The 19,260-nt window shown below is 50.7% G+C and carries 14 protein-coding genes and 1 pseudogene; 5 read left to right on the top strand and 10 right to left on the bottom strand.

Annotation, left to right across the window (positions count from 1 at the left end):
- Positions 1-52 precede the first annotated feature (52 nt).
- Together mutM and ACYSNS_RS12110 are read right to left on the bottom strand one after the other, a co-directional pair.
- Positions 53-928, bottom strand: a complete 876-nt coding sequence (gene mutM / locus ACYSNS_RS12105; protein WP_461723424.1) for a bifunctional DNA-formamidopyrimidine glycosylase/DNA-(apurinic or apyrimidinic site) lyase — start codon at positions 926-928, stop codon at positions 53-55.
- Positions 921-1,796, bottom strand: coding sequence for an AraC family transcriptional regulator (locus ACYSNS_RS12110; RefSeq protein ID WP_461723480.1), 876 nt, complete (start codon positions 1,794-1,796; stop codon positions 921-923). Before ACYSNS_RS12110 ends, mutM begins: the two co-directional genes overlap by 8 nt.
- 23 nt (positions 1,797-1,819) lie before the next feature.
- Between ACYSNS_RS12110 and ACYSNS_RS12115 the strand changes: the two genes are divergently transcribed.
- On the top strand, positions 1,820-2,722 hold the full coding sequence (locus ACYSNS_RS12115) for a DMT family transporter (protein ID WP_461723425.1): 903 nt from the start codon (positions 1,820-1,822) through the stop codon (positions 2,720-2,722).
- A gap of 314 nt (positions 2,723-3,036) precedes the next feature.
- On the opposite strand, the gene ACYSNS_RS12120 is transcribed toward ACYSNS_RS12115, so the two are convergent.
- The gene (locus ACYSNS_RS12120) at positions 3,037-4,284 is read right to left on the bottom strand and encodes an aminopeptidase (RefSeq protein WP_461723426.1); all 1,248 of its coding nucleotides are present in this window, start codon (positions 4,282-4,284) and stop codon (positions 3,037-3,039) included.
- A 303-nt stretch (positions 4,285-4,587) separates the two neighbouring features.
- On the opposite strand from ACYSNS_RS12120, the gene ACYSNS_RS12125 reads away from it, so the two are divergent.
- Complete coding sequence (locus ACYSNS_RS12125; RefSeq protein ID WP_461723427.1) at positions 4,588-5,532, top strand: 2-hydroxyacid dehydrogenase; 945 nt, start codon at positions 4,588-4,590, stop codon at positions 5,530-5,532.
- A gap of 296 nt (positions 5,533-5,828) precedes the next feature.
- Here ACYSNS_RS12125 and moaA read toward each other — a convergent pair whose 3' ends face one another.
- From moaA to ACYSNS_RS12160, 7 genes and pseudogenes are all read right to left on the bottom strand, one after another.
- Positions 5,829-6,869, bottom strand: coding sequence for a GTP 3',8-cyclase MoaA (gene moaA, locus ACYSNS_RS12130; RefSeq protein WP_461723481.1), 1,041 nt, complete (start codon positions 6,867-6,869; stop codon positions 5,829-5,831).
- Positions 6,850-7,737, bottom strand: a complete 888-nt coding sequence (locus tag ACYSNS_RS12135; protein ID WP_461723428.1) for a peptidylprolyl isomerase — start codon at positions 7,735-7,737, stop codon at positions 6,850-6,852. The genes moaA and ACYSNS_RS12135 overlap by 20 nt, the downstream gene beginning before the upstream one ends.
- Before the next feature lie 5 nt (positions 7,738-7,742).
- On the bottom strand, positions 7,743-8,465 hold the full coding sequence (gene narI, locus ACYSNS_RS12140; RefSeq protein WP_461723429.1) for a respiratory nitrate reductase subunit gamma: 723 nt from the start codon (positions 8,463-8,465) through the stop codon (positions 7,743-7,745).
- A 10-nt stretch (positions 8,466-8,475) separates the two neighbouring features.
- On the bottom strand, positions 8,476-9,174 hold the full coding sequence (narJ, locus tag ACYSNS_RS12145; RefSeq protein ID WP_461723430.1) for a nitrate reductase molybdenum cofactor assembly chaperone: 699 nt from the start codon (positions 9,172-9,174) through the stop codon (positions 8,476-8,478).
- On the bottom strand, positions 9,174-10,712 hold the full coding sequence (gene narH, locus ACYSNS_RS12150; protein WP_461723431.1) for a nitrate reductase subunit beta: 1,539 nt from the start codon (positions 10,710-10,712) through the stop codon (positions 9,174-9,176). Before narH ends, narJ begins: the two co-directional genes overlap by 1 nt.
- A complete protein-coding gene (locus ACYSNS_RS12155; RefSeq protein WP_461723432.1) occupies positions 10,709-14,455 on the bottom strand; it encodes a nitrate reductase subunit alpha in 3,747 nt (1,248 codons plus the stop codon). Before ACYSNS_RS12155 ends, narH begins: the two co-directional genes overlap by 4 nt.
- Before the next feature lie 11 nt (positions 14,456-14,466).
- Positions 14,467-17,192: pseudogene (locus tag ACYSNS_RS12160) on the bottom strand (nitrate/nitrite transporter).
- Between the two features lie 208 nt (positions 17,193-17,400).
- Here ACYSNS_RS12160 and ACYSNS_RS12165 point away from each other — a divergent pair.
- The 3 genes from ACYSNS_RS12165 (at position 17,401) to msrA (ending at position 19,211) form a co-directional block, all read left to right on the top strand.
- Complete coding sequence (locus tag ACYSNS_RS12165; protein ID WP_461723433.1) at positions 17,401-18,102, top strand: cyclic nucleotide-binding domain-containing protein; 702 nt, start codon at positions 17,401-17,403, stop codon at positions 18,100-18,102.
- A gap of 124 nt (positions 18,103-18,226) precedes the next feature.
- Positions 18,227-18,544: a hypothetical protein gene (locus tag ACYSNS_RS12170; protein WP_461723434.1), complete on the top strand. Its 318-nt coding sequence runs from the start codon at positions 18,227-18,229 to the stop codon at positions 18,542-18,544.
- A gap of 10 nt (positions 18,545-18,554) precedes the next feature.
- The gene (gene msrA, locus ACYSNS_RS12175) at positions 18,555-19,211 is read left to right on the top strand and encodes a peptide-methionine (S)-S-oxide reductase MsrA (protein ID WP_461723435.1); all 657 of its coding nucleotides are present in this window, start codon (positions 18,555-18,557) and stop codon (positions 19,209-19,211) included.
- Positions 19,212-19,260: the final 49 nt, after the last annotated feature.

Consider the following 19,260-nt stretch of genomic DNA (forward strand, 5'->3'; position numbering starts at 1 on the left):
GTTAAGCTGTGGCGACTTTAAGCCTCTGTCGGGTATTTGCAAGCCGCTACACCTATTTTTGACAAGCGCTGCAATAAAAACTCGAGCGGCCGGATTGCACCATGCGGGCAATGGGGCGGGCGCATTGCGGGCAAGGCTCGCCTTCGCGGTCGTATACTGAAAATTGATGCTGGAAATAACCGAGCGAACCATCTGTCTGCACATAGTCCCGCAAGGAAGAACCACCCGCAATGATGGCTTCGGCAATCACATCACGAATGTTTTGTGCAAGAAGATCAGAGTGCTTGCGTGCGGCAGCCGATTCTCCGGCAAGGGTAGAGGCTGCCCGCTTGGGTGAAAGACGGCTGCGCCATAAGGCTTCGCAAACGTAGATGTTCCCCAAGCCCGCGATGATTGACTGGTCAAGCAGAGCTGCTTTCAGTGGAGCTTTCTTATTGGCAAAAGCGTCTCGCAAATAAGCGCCCGAAAGCGCATTACCCGTTGGTTCTATGCCAAGCTTTGCCAGCATAGGGTGGGCATGCAGGTTTGCGGTATCGCAAAGAAGCATAAATCCGAACCTTCGTGGGTCATTATAAACAATGCGGTAATGCTGCCCATCGCTTTTCACTATCTGCATGGTGAAATGGTCGTGAACCGTCAACTTTCCCTTGGCATGATAATCCTGTCCGAGTGTTTCATCCTCTATCCGCCAAGAGCCGGACATGCCGAGATGGCTGATGATTGTCTCATCGTCCGATAGGTGCAACAGCAGATATTTCGCGCGTCTTCCCAAAGCGGTGATTCTTCGGCCAGCAAGACGATTGGCAAAATCTTCAGGAAATGGAAAACGTAAATCTGCACGATTAACCTTTGCCGCAACAATTTCTGCTCCGCTTAAAACGGGCTCAAGCCCGCGTCTGACGGTTTCCACTTCAGGTAATTCAGGCATAGATGTCGGGCCTCTTCTCATGGATCAACAAGGATTTTCTGTATTCATCCGGAGTGCAGCCCATCAAGCGCCGGAACATGGAAATAAACGCTGAAGCGCTTTGATATCCAAGCTGCAAAGCGACGGTTTCCACCTTTTCACCCGCGGTCAACATCGGGATTGCTCGAATGATTTTGTGGCGTTGGCGCCATTGTGTCAGCGACATACCAAGGTGTTTTTCTGCCAAACGCATCAAAGTGCGCTCGGTCAGGTTTGCTCGTTTTGCAATTGTTTTAAGCGACAGAGCATTTTGAGTGTCACTTTCCAACAAATCCAGCACCCGCCGCATTACCGGATTGCTGGATGTCGGTAAATAGCTTTCTGCACAAACTGCTACGGACAGTCGGTCTTTGAAGACGTCAAGAAACCGCATTTCGTGCGGTTCATAGGGCAATTGAGGTGATTGGTGGCGCAAATGGTCGAGCATGGCAAGAGCCAATTGATCAACCTCCAGCATACAGATTTTTTTTGGCAAGCCTTCTAGCCGCGTATTGGCGATATAGATGGAGCAATAATGTGCCTGCCGTCTATTCATACACAAATGTTCCAGATCGGGAGGCAGCCACAGCCCATAGCGTGTCGTCGCCAGATAATGATTGTCGGCTGTCTGGATCTCCATAATACCGCTATAACAATAAACAAACTCGCCCCATTGGTGCCGATGCTTTTCGAAAGCTGAATTTTCGGGCATGTCTGCTGTTCGATAAATTATTTCGGCGGGCAGGGCCGGTGCGAATGGCGAATGGATGGTTGGCATGGAAAACGCTGTCACTTTGTCGGTAGGTTTTGTCAGTTTCAGGATATATACATTATTTCCGACGTGTTTCATATAGATTAAAAATGGAGAAGAAAATGGAAACACGTAAGCCTCTTGATATGAAAGCCTATGGTTTGATGCTTTTCTTTTGTATCAGCCTCGGCTTGCAGCAAATTTCGCTCAAACTTGCGGGAATGGATATTGCGCCGGTTTTGCAACTGAGCATCCGCTCTGCCTTAAGCGCCATTCTGGTTTTAGGGTACTTTCGAATAAGTGGCCGGGCCTTGTCGTTCTCAGGCGAGAATTTGCGGGCAGGTTTGTTGGTCGGACTGCTTTTTTCCTTCGAATATATATTGGTGGGTGAGGCTTTGCGTTTTACCACAGCATCGCGTGTTATTGTCTTTCTTTATACAGCTCCGCTTTTTACGGCACTTTTTTTGCATTTTCTGGTGCCGGAAGAACGACTGTCAAAACCCCAGCAAGGCGGCATGGTTCTTGCGTTTTTGGGCATTATTGTCGCGTTCTGGACAGGTGGCACCGACACGGCGCTTTCCCTGAGGGCAAATCTGGGTGATGTGCTGGCATTGCTGGCCGGTCTATTTTGGGCCCTGACAAATGTCGCCATCCGCAAGACCAGTTTGTCTGTGGTGCCCGCCAGCCAGACACTGCTTTACCAACTGGTTGTTGGGGCGATTGTCCTTTTTATCGCGGCAGCTATGCTTGATCAGCTGTCATTCAGGCCAACACTCGTTGCGCTGTCAAATATAGCGTTTCAAACCATTGTGGTTTCATTCGCGGCATTCCTGGCATGGTTCTGGATGCTCAGGACATATAATGTTACACGCATTTCGGTTTTGTCCTTTCTGACACCGCTCTTCGGTGTGGGTTTCTCGGCGTTGCTGTTGCATGAAACCGTGCCGGCAAGTTTTATCGCCGGATCAGTACTGGTCGTGGTTGGGCTTATGGTTGTCAGTCTTTATAAAAAGCACCATGGCTGACAGTTCCGCCGTTTACCCTTTGTTAACCATTCCCTGTCATTCTTATTTTTATAAAAGGCTGTCATATTCTTGAAATATAGAAATGGCATACCCATATAGCATTAAGAATTGCGAAAGCTGACCACGGATGTACTGGCAGTTGGCGCTTAACGGAAGGTCGGGTTATCCCCGGCCTTTTTGTTTTTTTAAGCGTCTTTTTTGGTCGATACCGACAGAGCTTGTTCAAACACGTAAAGCGCCCAAGCTTCGTTGGACTCGTCAGCTGTTATAGCCATGTTGCGTTTATCAAATGCAACGCAAAATGAAGCAGAGTCTTAAGCCCATTCGCCCTTACGGAAGACCGGTACTTTTGTGCCATCGGGTTTGATACCATCAATATCGATATCACCCGAACCGATCATCCAGTCAATGTGGATGAAGCTTTTATTGCCACCGCGTTGGGCGATCTCTTCAGCTGACAGTTTGGCACCGTTGACGAAGCATTTCGAATAGCATTGGCCGAGCGCGATATGACAGGCGGCATTCTCATCGAACAAAGTATTGTAAAACAGCAGGCCGCTGGCCGAGATCGGCGAAGAATGCGGGACAAGCGCGACCTCGCCCAAGCGTCGTGCACCTTCATCGGTGTCAAGCACCTGTTGCAACACCTGCTCGCCTTTCGACGCGCGTGCTTCAACAATGCGACCGGCTTCAAAACGCACTTCGATATTATCAATCAAGGTTCCTTGATGGGAGAGCGGTTTGGTCGACCGTACAAAACCATCAACCCGATAGGCATGCGGTGTTGTAAACACTTCTTCGGTTGGAATATTGGGGTTGCAGACAATACCGTTTTTTGCCGTGGAAGCACCGCCGTGCCATTCATGGTCGTCGGCAAGGCCGACCACCAAATCTGTACCCGGGCCAGTAAAATGCAGAGCGGAAAAGCGTTCATCATTCAGCCAGGACGAGCGTTTTTTCAAATTGGCATTGTGCGCCGCCCAAGCGGCAACCGGGTCGTTGCCATCAACACGTGATGCGGCAAAAATAGCATCGGCAAGCTTTTTTGTTGCTTCGATGATAGACAGATCAGGAAACATGACCGCCGCCCAAGAGGGATTGGGATAGGAGACAATATTCCAATTAATGTCAAAACCGGCAATTTTTTCCAATGCGGGTTGGTAGGCCACGGATGTGGCTTTGTTCAACCTTGATACTTTTTGCGGATCCTGACCGGATAGCAAAAGCGGATTGTCACCGGCAACGGCAAGCCTTGCAGCACCATTGGAAAAAGCTTTCGCCATGCCTTCATAGAGCCAGTCGGCAGCATGGTCGAAACTTTTGTCATCGGCGTTTTCAAAACGGGCAAGTGATAGGGCCTCGTCGCCAAAAAATGGCGTGACCACGCCGGCACCTGCTTTATAGGCATGGTGTGCAATGCGGCGCACCAGCGGCAATGCCGCAACCGGGGCGGTTAAAACAAGATCCTGGCCTTTCTGCAAGCCCAGCCCTACTTTGACGGCAACTTCTGCGAGCCGGTCAAGCTTAACCGGGTCAATGACGGCGTGGGCTTCGTGATGCATGGGATGTTTCCTTCTCGATTGGATCAATGGTTGTCTTGTCAAAGCCAACCCCTTCTACCGTTCTATATAATATTGCAATGGCGGAAAAAAGAAGGCCAAGGTGCACTTTTCCGTAATTGGCAAAAGTGCTGCGCGGAAATATTCACTGAATTTGGAAAGTGAAAAGGCAAAAGCGCGAAACGGCATCGTCTGCTCTCGTAGTTGTGTTGAATTTGTTCTTTATTGCTGTTGCATCTAACGATAGTATTTCGGCAGAGATACAGTTTTGCCGATGGGCGTTTAATTTCAAGGGAGAGGATTTTTATGAAACCCGATATCATGGTGCTAAGCCCGCTACGTGACAGCCAGATGGCAATATTGGAAAGCCGCTACCATCTTTTGCGTGCCGATCTGGCGCCAAATGCGGAAGATTTCATTGAAAAGAATGGTCAGAATTGCCGTGCGGTGGTCAGCACGGGCAATATAGCCGTTGATAAAAACCTGTTGGCTAAAATGCCGAAGGTTGAGTTGATCGCCTGCGTAACAGCCGGTTTTGACCAGTTGAACCTCGCTGATCTCAAAGCGCGAAATGTACGCTTGACCAATACACCGGATGTTTTAACCGATGATGTGGCTGATGTCGCGCTTATGTTGATGTTGGCCACACGACGTAATCTGATTGTTGGTGATCGATATGTCCGTTCTGGCGAGTGGGCCGAAAAAGGCCCCATGCCGCTGACGGATACGACGGCTGGAAAACGTGCGGGCATTGTCGGCTTGGGCCGCATCGGACATGCGATTGCCAAACGCTATGAAAGTTGCGGTCTTGAAATCGGCTACTTCGGGCGAACCGAAAAGAAGGATGTGTCCTATCAGTTTTTTGCCTCGCTTTTGGATATGGCAAAATGGGCTGACATTCTGGTATTGGCCGTGACCGGCGGCAAGGAAACAGAAAAGATGGTATCGAAAGAGGTCATCCATGCTTTGGGCAGCGGTGGTTCGCTGATCAACATCGCGCGCGGCACCGTAGTCGATGAGGCGGCGATGATAGCCGCCTTGCAAAGCGGTGCGCTTGGTACCGCCGGCTTGGATGTCTATCTCAATGAGCCAAACATCAATCCCGCCTTTTATACGCTGGATAATGCTGTGCTTTATCCCCATCACGGCAGCGCCACTGTGGCAACACGCGATAAGATGTCACAATTGGTCGTCGATAATCTTGACGCTTTTTATGCTGACAAACCTCTGCTCAGTGAGGTGAAATTCTGAACAGTTTACAGCCAGCGAGAGCATATTTGGTTTGAATATGGCGGCGGAAAACAATTGTAAGATTGTTTTTCTGCCACCTGACTGGTCGAAGGATATGGTTGGAAAATGTTGCTGTCAGGATGAAAGCAGCATAACGTCATGCTTCTGGTAGCAACGCCTTGTTCCCGTCCGCTGGTAGTTTTACCCAAAGCGTGTCTAGAGTGAATCCGTTTTTGACTAGGCATGGATGCACTCTAACTCTTTGTTTTATCACATTGTCCTGACACAAAAGTCTGTCAACTTTTGTTGGAAATGCTCTAACCACCCAATTCTGACATATGGCGGGTGAGGCCGCAAATCTTGTTTTCCTCAATGGAAAATTCATGGCCTTTCGGCTTCCTGCCAATCGCTTGGTGGATGAGTTCGATGAGCTTGTCATCACTTTCAGAGCCGCGGATTGCTTCCCGCAATTCCACCATGCCCGATTGTCCCATACACGGATAAAGTTTGCCTGTGGAACCAATACGGACACGGTTGCATGACGCACAGAAATCACACGAAAGCGGTGTGATAAAGCCAAGACGACCGCCGGTTTCCTCGATAGTCACATAACGTGCCGGGCCGCCGGATGAATGCGGGTCAGCTGTCAACGTCCAACGCTGCGAGAGGCTTTCACGCAGGCGGTGCAGGGACAAATGCGTTTCAAACCGGTCATGGCCGGTATAGCCCATCGGCATCTCTTCAATCAGTGTCAAATCCATGCCACGACCATGGGCAAAACGGATAAGATCATCAACTTCACTCATGAAACCGCCGCGCATGGCGACGGCGTTAAGCTTTATCTTAAGTCCGGCTTCCTGTGTGGCATCAAGGCCGGCAAAAACATTGGCGATATCACCACGACGGGTCAACTGCTCATAGCGTTCCGGGTCAAGGGTATCCAACGACACATTGATGCGCTTGACACCGTTTTCCGCTAACGCCTTAGCATATTTAGCCAGCAAAGTGCCATTGGTGGTCAATGTCACTTCGTCAAGAGCATCGCCAATGTGGGGAGCAAGCATTTCGAACAAGGTGATGATGCCGCGCCTGACCAGTGGTTCGCCGCCCGTCAGGCGAATTTTACGCACGCCCATTTCCATCATACGGGTGCTGACACGGTAAAGCTCTTCAATCGTTAAAAGTTCTTTTCGTGGCAAAAACACCATGTCTTCCGACATGCAATAAACGCAACGCAGATCGCAACGGTCTGTCACAGACAGACGCAGATAGGTTACTGTCCTTCCAAACGGATCCACCAGCGCGGGCATCGGTGTTTGTTTCACGGGTTTTAGCTCCTTATTGAACAAGCGGCCCATCATGCGGTAAAACTTCGATACCGGTAATATGGGCTTCACTTGCAAGAATACCAATATATTGTGCAACCGCTTTTGACCAGCTTGAAGCTTCCAGCCAAGCAGCAATTTCTTCGTGAACCACGTCAAATGGCAAGACTTTTCCCGATATGATACGGGCAATGTCGACAATGTGATGTCCATATCGGCTGGCAACCGGTGCTGAAACAAGACCGGGCGCTTTCGCACGTTTCAAAGCATCTTCAAATTCAGGCACGGTACTGCCACGGCTGATCTGGCCGAGGTTGCCCCCTTCTTTTGCCGAGGGGCACGCCGAAAGGTCCCTTGCAAATTGCGCAAAGTCTTGAGGGTTATTTTGCACCATATCAAGAACGCTGACCGCCTTTTTTGCCGCATCTTCATAGGTTTTCTTATCTTTGGGGTCAGCAAGCAGAAGAATATGGCGGACTTCCCAGATTGTATCTGAAGAAAACCGCGAAGGATCACGATCATAGATCCGGCGGCAATCTTCTTGTGTTGCTTGTGGAACGTCGATGTCCTGTTCCAGCAATTCGGTAATGGCTGCATCCAGAACGGTTTGGCCGCTCGTTGTTTGATTGGCTGCAGCCAAACCTTTTTCTTGTGCTTTTTGCCACAGCAATTCACGCACAACCAAGGCCCGCGCAGCGAGGAGAAGGGCTTCCCCCGGATTTTCCGCCGGATGGTTCTGTGCCTCAGCCAATATATCGGCCTCGGCTATAGCAACACCGTTGACGGAAACCTGATCGAATAACGGCTTTGCTTTTGGCGGAATGCGCGTATCGACTTCCTGCTTTTTGGTATAGGGCTTGGGGCCGGCGCCGGTATCCGGCGCCTTGAATGCTGTGACCATTTTACTTACTCCGCAGCTTGGCTTCTAACATTGACAGGACGGCGATCCTTACGGCGTACCACCTGATAGCCCGGCCGCCAGATGTAGCGGATAGGGGCGCTCAGCATATGGACAAGACGGGTAAAGGGGAACACGAACAGAATGGTAAGCCCGAGGAAGATGTGCAGTTTGAATACCCATGCGACATCAGCAATGTAAGTTGATGCAGCAAGGTTGAAAGTAAAGATACCTTGTGCCCAATCCATGAATTTTACCATTTCGTGGCCATCCAGATGCTGCAAAGAGAACGGAATGGTCATGAGGCCCAACAGCAGCTGCACCCATAAAAGAGCGATAATCATACTGTCGGCATGGCTGGATGTTGCGCGAATGCGAGGGTCGAAAAAGCGGCGATGTACCAGCAAAGTTGCGCCGATAATGCCCATGACACCGAAGATCCCGCCAGCAGTCATGGCTGTAACCTGTTTGAATGTATGGCTTACGCCCAACGCGTCCCAGAAGGCAATCGGTGTAAGAAGACCAACAAGGTGACCGGCGAAAATAAACAAGACGCCAACATGGAATAGCACCGATCCCCACATAAGTTGCCGGCGACGCAGCAGCTGGCTGGAACTGGCGCGCCATGTGTAAGGCTCGCGATCATAGCGGATGATAGAGCCCAAAATCAGCACTGTTAATGCGATATAGGGATAAATTCCGAACACTAAAGTATTTAAAAAACCAGACATGTTTTTGTCCTCAAATCTGTGCGGATGCGTCGCGTTGGGCGGCGCGAATACGCCGCTGCAAACGGTCCGGCCCACAATCGTTTTCGCCTTGATTGGCACCGAAGGTGACGGCTTCCTCTTCCCAGATGCGGTCTAACGCTTCCAGGTCATTGGGGTCGTCTTCTTCACGATTGATGATTTCTGCCACCAACGCCTCGTCGGCTTCAACGCCGGCCAAAGCTTCAATGGCCGTAAATACCGTTGCGTAAAGCGAACCGCGTTTTTGCAAACGCTCGCGGATGGCCGAAACAATGTGGAGCGTGTCCGCCAAAGACTGGCGGGCCTCTTCAGGCGCACGGGTTGATAGGAATTCCAGAAACATCGGCAGATAGTCTGGCAGATCATGCGCATCAATTTCAAAACCGGCATCGTCATACATGGTTTTCAAGTCGACCATTGCCTGCCCACGGTCACGGCTTTCGCCATGGACATGTTCAAACAGATGCAACGACAAAGACCGTGTACGGTCGAAAAGAAGCACATAGTCTTCCTGAACATCAAAGATGTCGCGTTCGGATATTGACGAGATCAGTGCTTTGACCCCGACAATCTGGGCCTCGTCCAAATCAGAAAGCTGATCGAGGGTTGCACGCAGCAGATTACCTGCCTTTTGTATCTCTTCTGTTGGATAAGACAGAAGAACGGACAAGATTTTAAGGTCGGAGTTCATTATGCAATCTCCTTGAAAATGTCGGTGGGTGTCGAAACAACCTTCTTGCGTTTTGCGCCAAACAGGTCGGCCGTCGATGTGCCGCCTGAACAGCCATTACCGAACGAGAAGCCACACGAACCGCGAACATCGTAGGCATCTTCGCTGACTTCCCGATGGGCTGTCGGAATGACAAACCGGTCTTCATAATTGGCAATCGCCATGACCTGATACATATGCTCGACCATTTCGGCGGTCATACCGACCTTTTCGGCATATTCAGGGCGGTACTCGCCTTCAACGGTCTTTGCACGCATATAGGCACGCATGGCCAACATGCGCTCCAATGCCGAAATGACAGGCTCTTCTTTGCCCGCGGTCAACAGATTCGCCAGATAACGTACCGGGATACGCAATGAGCGAACATTGGGAATGAAGTCATCCATGGCAAGTTTGCCAGCTTCAGCAGCTGATTGCAGCGGTGAAAGCGGTGGGATGTACCAGACCATCGGCAAGGTGCGATATTCTGGATGCAGCGGGAAAGCAACTTTCCATTCCATTGCCATCTTATAGACGGGAGAATTCTTTGCAGCTTCCAGCCACTCATCAGAAACACCGTCTTTACGTGCCTGTTCGATGACCGCCGGATCATTGGGGTCGAGGAAGATTTTACATTGTTCTTCGTAAAGATCCTGCTCGTTCATGGTCGAAGCGGCATCGGAAATCTTGTCGGCATCATAAAGCATCACACCGAGATAGCGGATACGACCGACACAGGTTTCAGAACAGACAGTCGGCTGACCGCTTTCAATGCGCGGATAGCAGAAAATGCATTTTTCAGATTTGCCCGAAGACCAGTTGTAGTAAATCTTCTTGTAAGGGCAACCCGAAACACACATACGCCAGCCGCGGCATTTTTCCTGATCAATCAGAACGATGCCGTCATCATCACGCTTGTAAATCGCGCCCGAAGGGCAGGCGGCAACGCAGGTCGGATTGAGGCAATGCTCGCAAAGGCGCGGCAGATACATCATGAAGGTATTTTCAAATTCCCCATAGATGTCCTTTTCAACGCCTTCGAAATTGTAATCTTTCGAGCGCTTGGCAAATTCACCACCGAGAATTTCTTCCCAGTTCGGGCCCCATTCGATTTTCTCCATCCGCTGACCGGTTATTTTGGAGCGCGGGCGGGCCACGGGCATGGCCTTGCTCTCTTTTGCCGTCTGCAGATGCTCATAATCGAAATCGAACGGCTCATAATAATCGTCGATCTCGGGAAGATCAGGATTGGCGAAAATCTTGGAAAGAACCCGCCATTTGGCACCCATGCGAGGTTGGATTTTTCCGTTTGATTTTCTCACCCAACCGCCATTCCAGCGTTTCTGGTTTTCCCAATCTTTGGGGAAACCAATGCCGGGCTTGGATTCAACATTGTTGAACCAGGCATATTCAACGCCTTCACGGTTGGTCCAGACGTTTTTACAGGTAATAGAGCAGGTATGGCAACCGATACATTTATCGAGATTGAGAACCATACCTATTTGCGCACGAACCTTCATTCTGCGGCCTCCTTTGTAGCTGCATCGGCTTCGCCATCCATCCAGTCGACATTTTCCAATTTGCGGACAACCACAAATTCGTCACGGTTGGAACCAACGGTACCGTAATAGTTGAAACCATAAGATTGCTGGACATAACCGCCGATCATATGGGTAGGTTTGGTGATAACGCGGGTCACAGAATTGTGAATGCCGCCGCGCTGGCCGGTAAGTGGCGAGCCTGGAACATTCACGATTTTTTCCTGCGCGTGATACATGAAGATGGTGCCGTCTTTCATACGCTGTGAGACAACAGCACGGGCAACCAAGGCACCATTGGTGTTATAAACTTCCACCCAGTCATTATCGACAATGCCTGCACGTTTGGCATCCGGTTCTGAAATCCAGACGACCGGGCCGCCGCGGTTCAACGTCAGCATCAGAAGATTGTCTGAATAGGTCGAATGGATACCCCATTTCTGGTGCGGTGTAATGAAGTTCAACACCAGATGCGGTTTGCCGTCGGCTTTGGCTTCAATGGCCGGATTGACGGTTTTGGTATCAATCGGCGGACGATAGACGCAGAAAGCCTCGCCGAATGCACGCATCCACAAATGGTCCTGATAGAGCTGCTGACGACCGGTAATGGTGCGCCACGGGATCAATTCGTGCACATTGGTGTAACCGGCATTATAGCACACATGCTCGGACTCAAGACCAGACCATGTCGGAGATGAAATGATCTTGCGCGGTTGAGCCACAATATCGCGGAAGCGGATTTTTTCCTCTTCCTTCGGCAATGCCAGATGGGTGTGGTCACGGCCGGTATTCTCGCTCAAAGCCGCCCATGCTTTGACAGCCACTTCGCCGTTGGTTTCCGGTGCCAATGCCAAGATCACTTCCGAAGCATCAATGTCGCTATCGATGTTCGGCATGCCCTTGGTCACACCTTCATCCTCGACAAGGCCATTGAGTTTGCCCAAAAACTCAACTTCATGTTCGGTGTTCCAGTTGATGCCTTTGCCGCCATTACCGACATTCTTCATCAAAGGTCCAAGGGCTGTAAAGCGCTTGTAGAGATTGGGATAATCGCGCTCGACAACAGTGACTGTCGGCATGGTTTTTCCGGGGATGGGTTCAATCTCGCCCTTTTTCCAATCTTTTACGTCAAAGGGTTGCGCGAGTTCTCCGGGCGTATCATGCAAAGTTGGTACAAGAACGACGTCTTTTTCAACACCCAGAATTTCCGGTGCAACTTCCGAGAATTTCTTGGCAATGCCCTTGAAGATCTCCCAATCGCTTCTGGCTTCCCAAGCAGGATCGGTTGCACTGGACAAAGGATGAATGAACGGGTGCATGTCCGACGTGTTCAGGTCGTTCTTTTCATACCATGTTGCTGTTGGCAAAACGATGTCGGAATAGACGCAGGTCGTGGACATGCGGAAATCCAAAGTGACCAGAAGGTCGAGTTTGCCTTCCGGTGCCTCGTCATGCCAGACCGCCTCTTTGGACTCGGTACGGCCTTCTTCCCCCAGATCCTTGCCAAGAACGCCATTGCTGGTCCCAAGCAGATGCTTGAGGAAATATTCGTGCCCCTTGCCCGAGGACCCAAGAAGGTTGGAGCGCCAGACAAACATGTTGCGCGGCCAGTTGGCTTCAGCATCAGGATCTTCACATGACATGGTAAGAGAACCGGACTTCAAGCCTTCGGCCACGAAATCCTTGGCATCCTTGCCGGCCGCGGCAGCTTGTTTTGCCACCTCGAGCGGGTTGGTTTCCAGCTGTGGTGCAGAAGGCAACCAGCCCATCCGCTCGGCACGGATGTTATAGTCGATCATAGCACCATCCCATGGGCCTTCAGGCGCTGTCGGGGAAAGAAGTTCATCCACCTTCAACGTCTCGTAGCGCCATTGATCGGTATGGGCATAGAAGAATGATGTCGAATTCATGTGACGTGGCGGACGGGCCCAATCAAGCGCAAAGGCCAAAGGTGTCCAGCCGGTTTGCGGTCGCAATTTTTCCTGGCCGACATAGTGGCTCCAGCCGCCACCCGATTGGCCGATACAACCACACATCACCAACATGTTGATGATGCCGCGATAGTTCATGTCCATATGGTACCAGTGATTGAGACCGGCACCGAGAATGACCATGGAACGACCTTTGGTCGTTTCAGCGTTGCGGGCAAATTCACGTGCAACCGTGATGATATGATCGCGCGACACACCGGTGACCTTTTCAGCCCAAGCCGGTGTATAGGGGATGTTGTCATCATAAGACGAAGCACAATTTTCGTCTTTGAAACCACGTTCTAAGCCATAATTTGCGACGAAAAGATCGAACACAGTGGCAACAACGACTTCACCTTCCGGCAACTTCAATTTGCGGGCAGGGACCTTGCGGGTCAGAATGCTTTCATGGTCGGTGCCTTCGAAGTAATCATGTTCACGATTGCCGAAATAAGGAAAATCCACTTCCGCAACGGTGTCGTGTTCGCCTTCCAGCATGAAGCTCATTTCAAGCGTGACATCGCGGCCCTTGCCATCCTTGGATTCAAGGTTCCACTTGCCTTTTTCACCCCAACGATAACCTGCCGAGCCAAGTGGCGCGACATATTCGCCGGTCTTTGCGTCAACAGCGACTGTTTTCCATTCAGGATTATTTTTCTCGCCAAGGTTTTTGGCGAAGTCTGAGGCGCGCATCAAACGGTCAGGGATATAATGACCGTTTTTACCGACCAGCTTTACCAGCATTGGCATGTCAGTATAGCGTTGGCAATAATCCTCAAAATATTCAGCCTGACGTTCCAAATGGAATTCACGCAAAATCACATGACCGATAGCCATCGCAAGGGCCGCATCGGTGCCTTGTTTTGGATGCAGCCAAAGATCGGCAAACTTGGCCGCTTCTGAATAATCAGGGGAGACGACAACCGATTTTGCACCCTTGTAGCGGGCTTCAGAATAAAAATGCGCATCGGGCGTGCGTGTTTGAGGAACATTGGAGCCCCACAGCATCAGGAAGCCGGCATTATACCAGTCGGCAGATTCAGGTACGTCTGTCTGTTCACCCCATGTCATGGGTGATGCCGGAGGCAGGTCACAATACCAGTCATAGAATGACATGCAGACGCCACCAAGCAGAGACAGATAACGTGAGCCGGCAGCGTAAGACACCATCGACATCGCTGGAATGGGCGAGAAGCCGATAACGCGATCCGGCCCGTATTTCTTCACCGTATAGGCATTGGCCGCAGCAATAATCTCGTTGACCTCGTCCCAGGAAGCACGGACAAAACCGCCAAGCCCGCGGACCTTCTGGTATTCAGCGCGTTTTTCAGGATTTTCCTGAATGGCAGCCCATGCACCGATCGGTGTTTTGACCACGCGTTCCTTGCGCCATAACTTCATCAGGCGTGAGCGAATGAGTGGGTATTTCACCCGGTTTGCTGAATACATATACCAGCTATAGCTTGCACCGCGGGGGCAACCACGTGGCTCATGGTTTGGAAGATCGGGACGGGTACGTGGATAATCTGTCTGCTGTGTTTCCCAGGTGACAATGCCACCTTTCACATAGATTTTCCACGAGCATGAGCCGGTGCAGTTGACCCCGTGGGTGGAACGCACGATTTTGTCGTGTTGCCAACGTTTGCGATAGGCATCTTCCCAAGAACGATCTTCATTGGTGGTGATACCATGACCTTCAGAGAAGGGTTCTTTCTTTCTTGCCAGAAAGTTGAGACGGTCGAGTAAAAGACTCATTGAATGGCTCCTTATTTAGCAGCGTTGGTTGAACGCTGGCGGCCTTCAACATGGAGGATGGCACCTTTGCGGATGTAGCAAATCCATGTGATAGCAAGGCAGATGACGTAAAAGATCATGAACCCCCAAAGTGCGGCCTGCGGGCCACCGGTTGATGCCTTGGAGGCAGCAAAGCTGACGGGGATCAGGAAGAAAGCATAGGCAGCAATGGCGGCGGTAAATCCAGTAATCGCGGCGGATTCACGTTCGCTTTGATGACGCTTTTGCTCGGCTGTAGCGTTTGGCATCGTGCGGTCGATGACGCGGCTCATAATGGCAGGGATCATCTGGAAAGTTGATGAATTGCCAACGCCGGTTGCAAAAAACAGCACCATGAACGAGCCGAAGAAACCGGGAAACGCAATCGGACTACCGGGATTGGCCACAAAGTAAAGTGCCGAGCCAAGGGCGGCCATCATCAAGATGAACGACCAGAACGTGATGCGGCCACCACCGATTTTATCGCAGATTCCGCCGCTTGCAGCGCGTGCAAGTGCGGAGATCAATGGACCAAGGAAAACGTAATGCAAAACATTGACATCGGGAAATGTGACACGCATCAACAAGGGGAAAGCGGCGGAGAAGCCGATGAACGAGCCGAACGTACCCATATAGAGGACGCACATCAACCAGTTATCCTTGCGCTTGAAAATGATAGCCTGATCGGCAAAGGAAGCCTTCGCATCAGCAATATCATTCATACCGAACCAGCATAGAATGGCTGAAAGAGCGATAAAAGGTACGAAGACATAGGCACCATTTTGCAGCCACAAAGACGATGTGCTGCCGTCAGCATGCGCGACCGTTAACGGGTCGCCGCCCAACCAGCCAAATGTATTGGTGGCAATAACCAGCGGCACGACAAATTGCACAACGGAAACACCCAGATTGCCGAGACCGGCATTCAGGCCCATTGCTTTGCCTTTTTCGGACTTTGGATAAAAGAACGAGATATTGGCCATGGATGACGAGAAATTACCACCACCGAAACCGCAAAGCAGGGCCAGTAGGGCCATAATCCAATAGGGTGTATTGATATCTTGGACAGCAAAGCCGATGCCCAATGCCGGTATAAGCAATGAAGCTGTCGCAAGACCGGTCCAACGGCGGCCACCGAAGATCGGCACCATGAAGGAATAGAAGATGCGCAATGTTGCGCCCGATAGGCCGGGCAGGGCTGTAAGCCAAAACAACTGCGTGGCGCTAAATTGAAAGCCTGCCCGTGGCAACTCCGCGACAACCACCGACCAGACCTGCCAGACGGCAAAGGCCAGCAAAAGTGCAGGGATCGACAACCACAAATTCCGGGTTGCTATCTTCTTACCATGGCTCTCCCAAAAAATTGGGTCTTCCGGGTTCCATTCGGTCAGAACATAACCTTTGTTTGTTTCTTGAGACATTATTTTAACTCCGGAAATTCAGGCATAGTCTGCCCGAGTTCAGCCAATTTTTGACGTTCCATGCGTTGGATGGAAAAGTGCATCCAAAGAAGAGAAACGAACGAGATGACGAAAAGGATCATAAAGCAGGTGGAATAGACGCCGGTGATATCGAGCACCTTGCCAAACAGGATTGGCAGAACGAAACCACCCAGCCCGCCTATCATGCCGACGAGACCGCCAACGGCACCGACACTTTTTGGATAGTAGACCGGTATATGCTTGTAGACAGCAGCCTTGCCCAGAGCCATGAAGAAGCCGAGAATTGCCACAACAAAACCAAAGCCGATCAAGCTGATTGCGAAGGTGAAGCTGAGAGGACCCTTGGCTGTCTCGACCGTATAATGTGTTGGCGGATAGGACAGGATGAAGCAGGCTATCGTGCACATGCCAAGCGTCCAGTACATGACGCGGCGTGCACCATATTTGTCCGACAAATAGCCGCCATAAGCGCGAAACAGTGAAGCCGGTACGGAATAAAGAGCGGCGATGATACCAGCAAGCCAAAGGTCGATGGAATATACATCCTGAAGATAGTGTGGCAACCAGGCTGCCAATGCGATATAGCCGCCGAACACGAAGAAATAATAGAGGGAAAAACGCCAGACTTGCAGGCTCTTCAATGGTTCAAGTTCAAGCCAGGCGCTTTTTGGCTTATTGCCTGTCCGGCGCTGTTCAGCCAAGACCGGATCGTCCGTGGTGAAAACCCAGAACACGACGGCTGTCAGGACCAAGGCAATTGCCCAAATATAGGCAACGCCTTCCCAGCCGCCCCACCAGTTCATCACCCAAGGTGCACCTAGTTTTGTCACCGCGGCACCGACATTGCCAGCACCGAAAATTCCCAAGGCAAGCCCTTGCTTCTGTGCGCTGAACCAGCGCGAGACATAGGCTATGCCAACCGAAAAGGTGCCGCCTGCAATACCGATGCCCAAGGCTGCAACCAACATCCATTCATAAGTGTGGGCATAGGTCAGCAGAAAGGTTGAGAACGCAGAGGCCAGCATGGCCAGAACGAAAATAATACGTCCGCCAATCTGTTCGGTCCAAATGCCGAACGGAATACGAATGAGCGAGCCCGTGAGAACCGGTGTGGCAATCAGCAGACCAAGCTCGGACTGGGTAAGCCCGAGCTGCTTTTGAATGGCAATGCCAATGATCGAAAAAATCGTCCAGGCAGCAAAGCAGACAGTAAATGCGAAAGAGCTCAGCCAGAGCGCTTCGGATGAACCTTTGATAGGGGTACTTGTTTTTTCCATTTTCAGTATCCGATAAAGTCATACCATTGATCTGATCTTGGTGTAGTCAGGGGGTAGTTAGCGCGCCTTGATCGAAATCAAATAGGCGAGAATTAGAATTGAAAAGAGCCGTTTTTAATTGAATGGGCTTGGTGAATTGACGTCCATGAAAACAACGATTGACATTTATCAATTGTATGTTTTAGGTTGTGAAATATAGAGGTGCGCCATGCGAGCAGAAGACCAGGCACTTATCCGTCAACTCGATCTTTTTTCTCAAGCCAGCGAAGAAACGTTTCTTTCATTGGTAGGGCCGGGTTTTTTTCAACGTTTCCCGCCCGGCGTAACGTTGGTTGAAGAAAATGCCATGCAGGATTTTCTCTATGTGCTGGTTGAAGGACAGGTGGAAATGTACGCGACCAGCTATGGGCGTGAAACCACATTGGATGTCATCCAGCCAGTCGGCCTATTCATCTTGGCAGCGATATTGAATGATGATGTGTGCTTGCAATCGGCGCGTACCCTTACGGAAGCACAGGTGTTGATGATACCGGCAAGTCGGGTCAGGCAGGCAATGGATGAAGATACAGCCTTTATGCATGCGGTCGTCAGAGAATTGGCGCGACGTTACCGGATGACCATCAAGGAGCTCAAAAACCAGAAATTGCGCAACGGCAGCGAACGGCTCGCCAACTGGATATTGGCTCAGGCAGACTATGAACAATGCGAAAACTACATTGATATCCCTTTTGAAAAACGTCTTCTTGCCTATCGTTTAGGCATGACACCGGAAAACCTTTCACGCGCCTTCGCGACGGTGTCGCAGCATGGGATTAACGTCGATGGGTCGCGCATCATTTTTACCGATCGTCAAAAACTGATCAATTTTGCCCACCCGGACAAGCTCATCGATAAACGCGAACCCGTTTGACCGCTGTGGCGCGTGGTATGGCCATAGTTTCCACATGACAGATTTCGGGATCAACGCTATGATGCAACCGTTTTATCCGGCAGGCGTTATGCCAGGGATAAAATTTCATAGAAGGTGGGCATCAATGTTTCGTGCGGTATTGCGGTTTGTTTCCTTTGTGTTTCTCGTGCTGATGGTCATTGTCTGCGTCACAGATGCTGCGCGATCGGTAGGGGCATCAACACTGATCATGTCGCCATTCAATGTCACTCTGGCAGAGTTTTTTCAGACCAATTTACAGGGTGTCAATGAGTGGATTTACGCCGCCATGCCATCGCTAATCGCCTCAATAGTCGCAGCGGTTTGCATGCTGCCTGCCTGGATTGTTTTCGGCGTCGTGTCTTTGCTTTTTTTTATGGTCGGTTATAACCGTCGCCCGCGTTTCCATAAGATCGCTTATTGAGGAAATTGTTATGTTTTCTTTCTCACGCCAAACTGAAAAACTTGCAATGCCGACATTGGAGACAGCCTTACCCGGGCGCGACCAACCGATAGCAACAGCCAAAACACATTTCGTCAACGGTCATCCGCTCAAGGGGCCTTATCCAGACGGTATGCGCCAGATCGTCATCGGAATGGGCTGCTTTTGGGGTGTCGAGCGTTTATTTTGGCCATTGGACGGAGTCTATGTAACAGCGGTAGGCTATGCGGGCGGCTTCACACCGAACCCTACCTATGAGGAGGTTTGCAGCGGAAAAACCGGACATACGGAAGTCGCGCTGGTGGTTTATGACCCAAATGAAATTACCCTCAATACGCTGTTGACTGTCTTTTGGGAGGAACACGATCCGACACAGGGCATGAGGCAGGGCAATGACATTGGAAATAATTATCGCTCGGCGCTCTACGTGTCCGATAATGATGACCTTGCTTCTGTCGAAGCAAGCAAAGATCAGTTTCAGCAAGCCTTGAAAGAGCGCGGATTAGGGCCGATTACCACCGAGATTGCATTGGCGGGACCGTTTTATTTTGCTGAAGATTATCATCAGCAATATCTCGCTAAAAATCCTAACGGCTATTGCGGCCTGAAAGGCACCGGGGTGAGCTGCCCGATCCCTCTCGACAGATGAATGCTGTCTGACAAGCATCTATTGGAAGCTTCGAAACAGTCTTTGGAGC

The sequence above is a fragment of the Bartonella sp. LJL80 genome, assembly GCF_054871565.1.

Excerpts from the sequence above, each read along its gene's own strand:
- msrA (WP_461723435.1), top strand. The coding sequence starts at position 18,555 with ATGTTTTCTTTCTCACGCCAAACTGAAAAACTTGCAATGCCGACATTG.
- ACYSNS_RS12120 (WP_461723426.1), bottom strand. The coding sequence starts at position 4,284 with ATGCATCACGAAGCCCACGCCGTCATTGACCCGGTTAAGCTTGACCGG.
- narH (WP_461723431.1), bottom strand. The coding sequence starts at position 10,712 with ATGAAGGTTCGTGCGCAAATAGGTATGGTTCTCAATCTCGATAAATGT.
- narI (WP_461723429.1), bottom strand. The coding sequence starts at position 8,465 with ATGTCTGGTTTTTTAAATACTTTAGTGTTCGGAATTTATCCCTATATC.
- ACYSNS_RS12135 (WP_461723428.1), bottom strand. The coding sequence starts at position 7,737 with ATGGTCACAGCATTCAAGGCGCCGGATACCGGCGCCGGCCCCAAGCCC.
- ACYSNS_RS12170 (WP_461723434.1), top strand. The coding sequence starts at position 18,227 with ATGTTTCGTGCGGTATTGCGGTTTGTTTCCTTTGTGTTTCTCGTGCTG.
- narJ (WP_461723430.1), bottom strand. The coding sequence starts at position 9,174 with ATGAACTCCGACCTTAAAATCTTGTCCGTTCTTCTGTCTTATCCAACA.
- ACYSNS_RS12115 (WP_461723425.1), top strand. The coding sequence starts at position 1,820 with ATGGAAACACGTAAGCCTCTTGATATGAAAGCCTATGGTTTGATGCTT.
- ACYSNS_RS12155 (WP_461723432.1), bottom strand. The coding sequence starts at position 14,455 with ATGAGTCTTTTACTCGACCGTCTCAACTTTCTGGCAAGAAAGAAAGAA.
- ACYSNS_RS12165 (WP_461723433.1), top strand. The coding sequence starts at position 17,401 with ATGCGAGCAGAAGACCAGGCACTTATCCGTCAACTCGATCTTTTTTCT.
- mutM (WP_461723424.1), bottom strand. The coding sequence starts at position 928 with ATGCCTGAATTACCTGAAGTGGAAACCGTCAGACGCGGGCTTGAGCCC.
- ACYSNS_RS12125 (WP_461723427.1), top strand. The coding sequence starts at position 4,588 with ATGAAACCCGATATCATGGTGCTAAGCCCGCTACGTGACAGCCAGATG.
- moaA (WP_461723481.1), bottom strand. The coding sequence starts at position 6,869 with ATGGGCCGCTTGTTCAATAAGGAGCTAAAACCCGTGAAACAAACACCG.
- ACYSNS_RS12110 (WP_461723480.1), bottom strand. The coding sequence starts at position 1,796 with ATGAAACACGTCGGAAATAATGTATATATCCTGAAACTGACAAAACCT.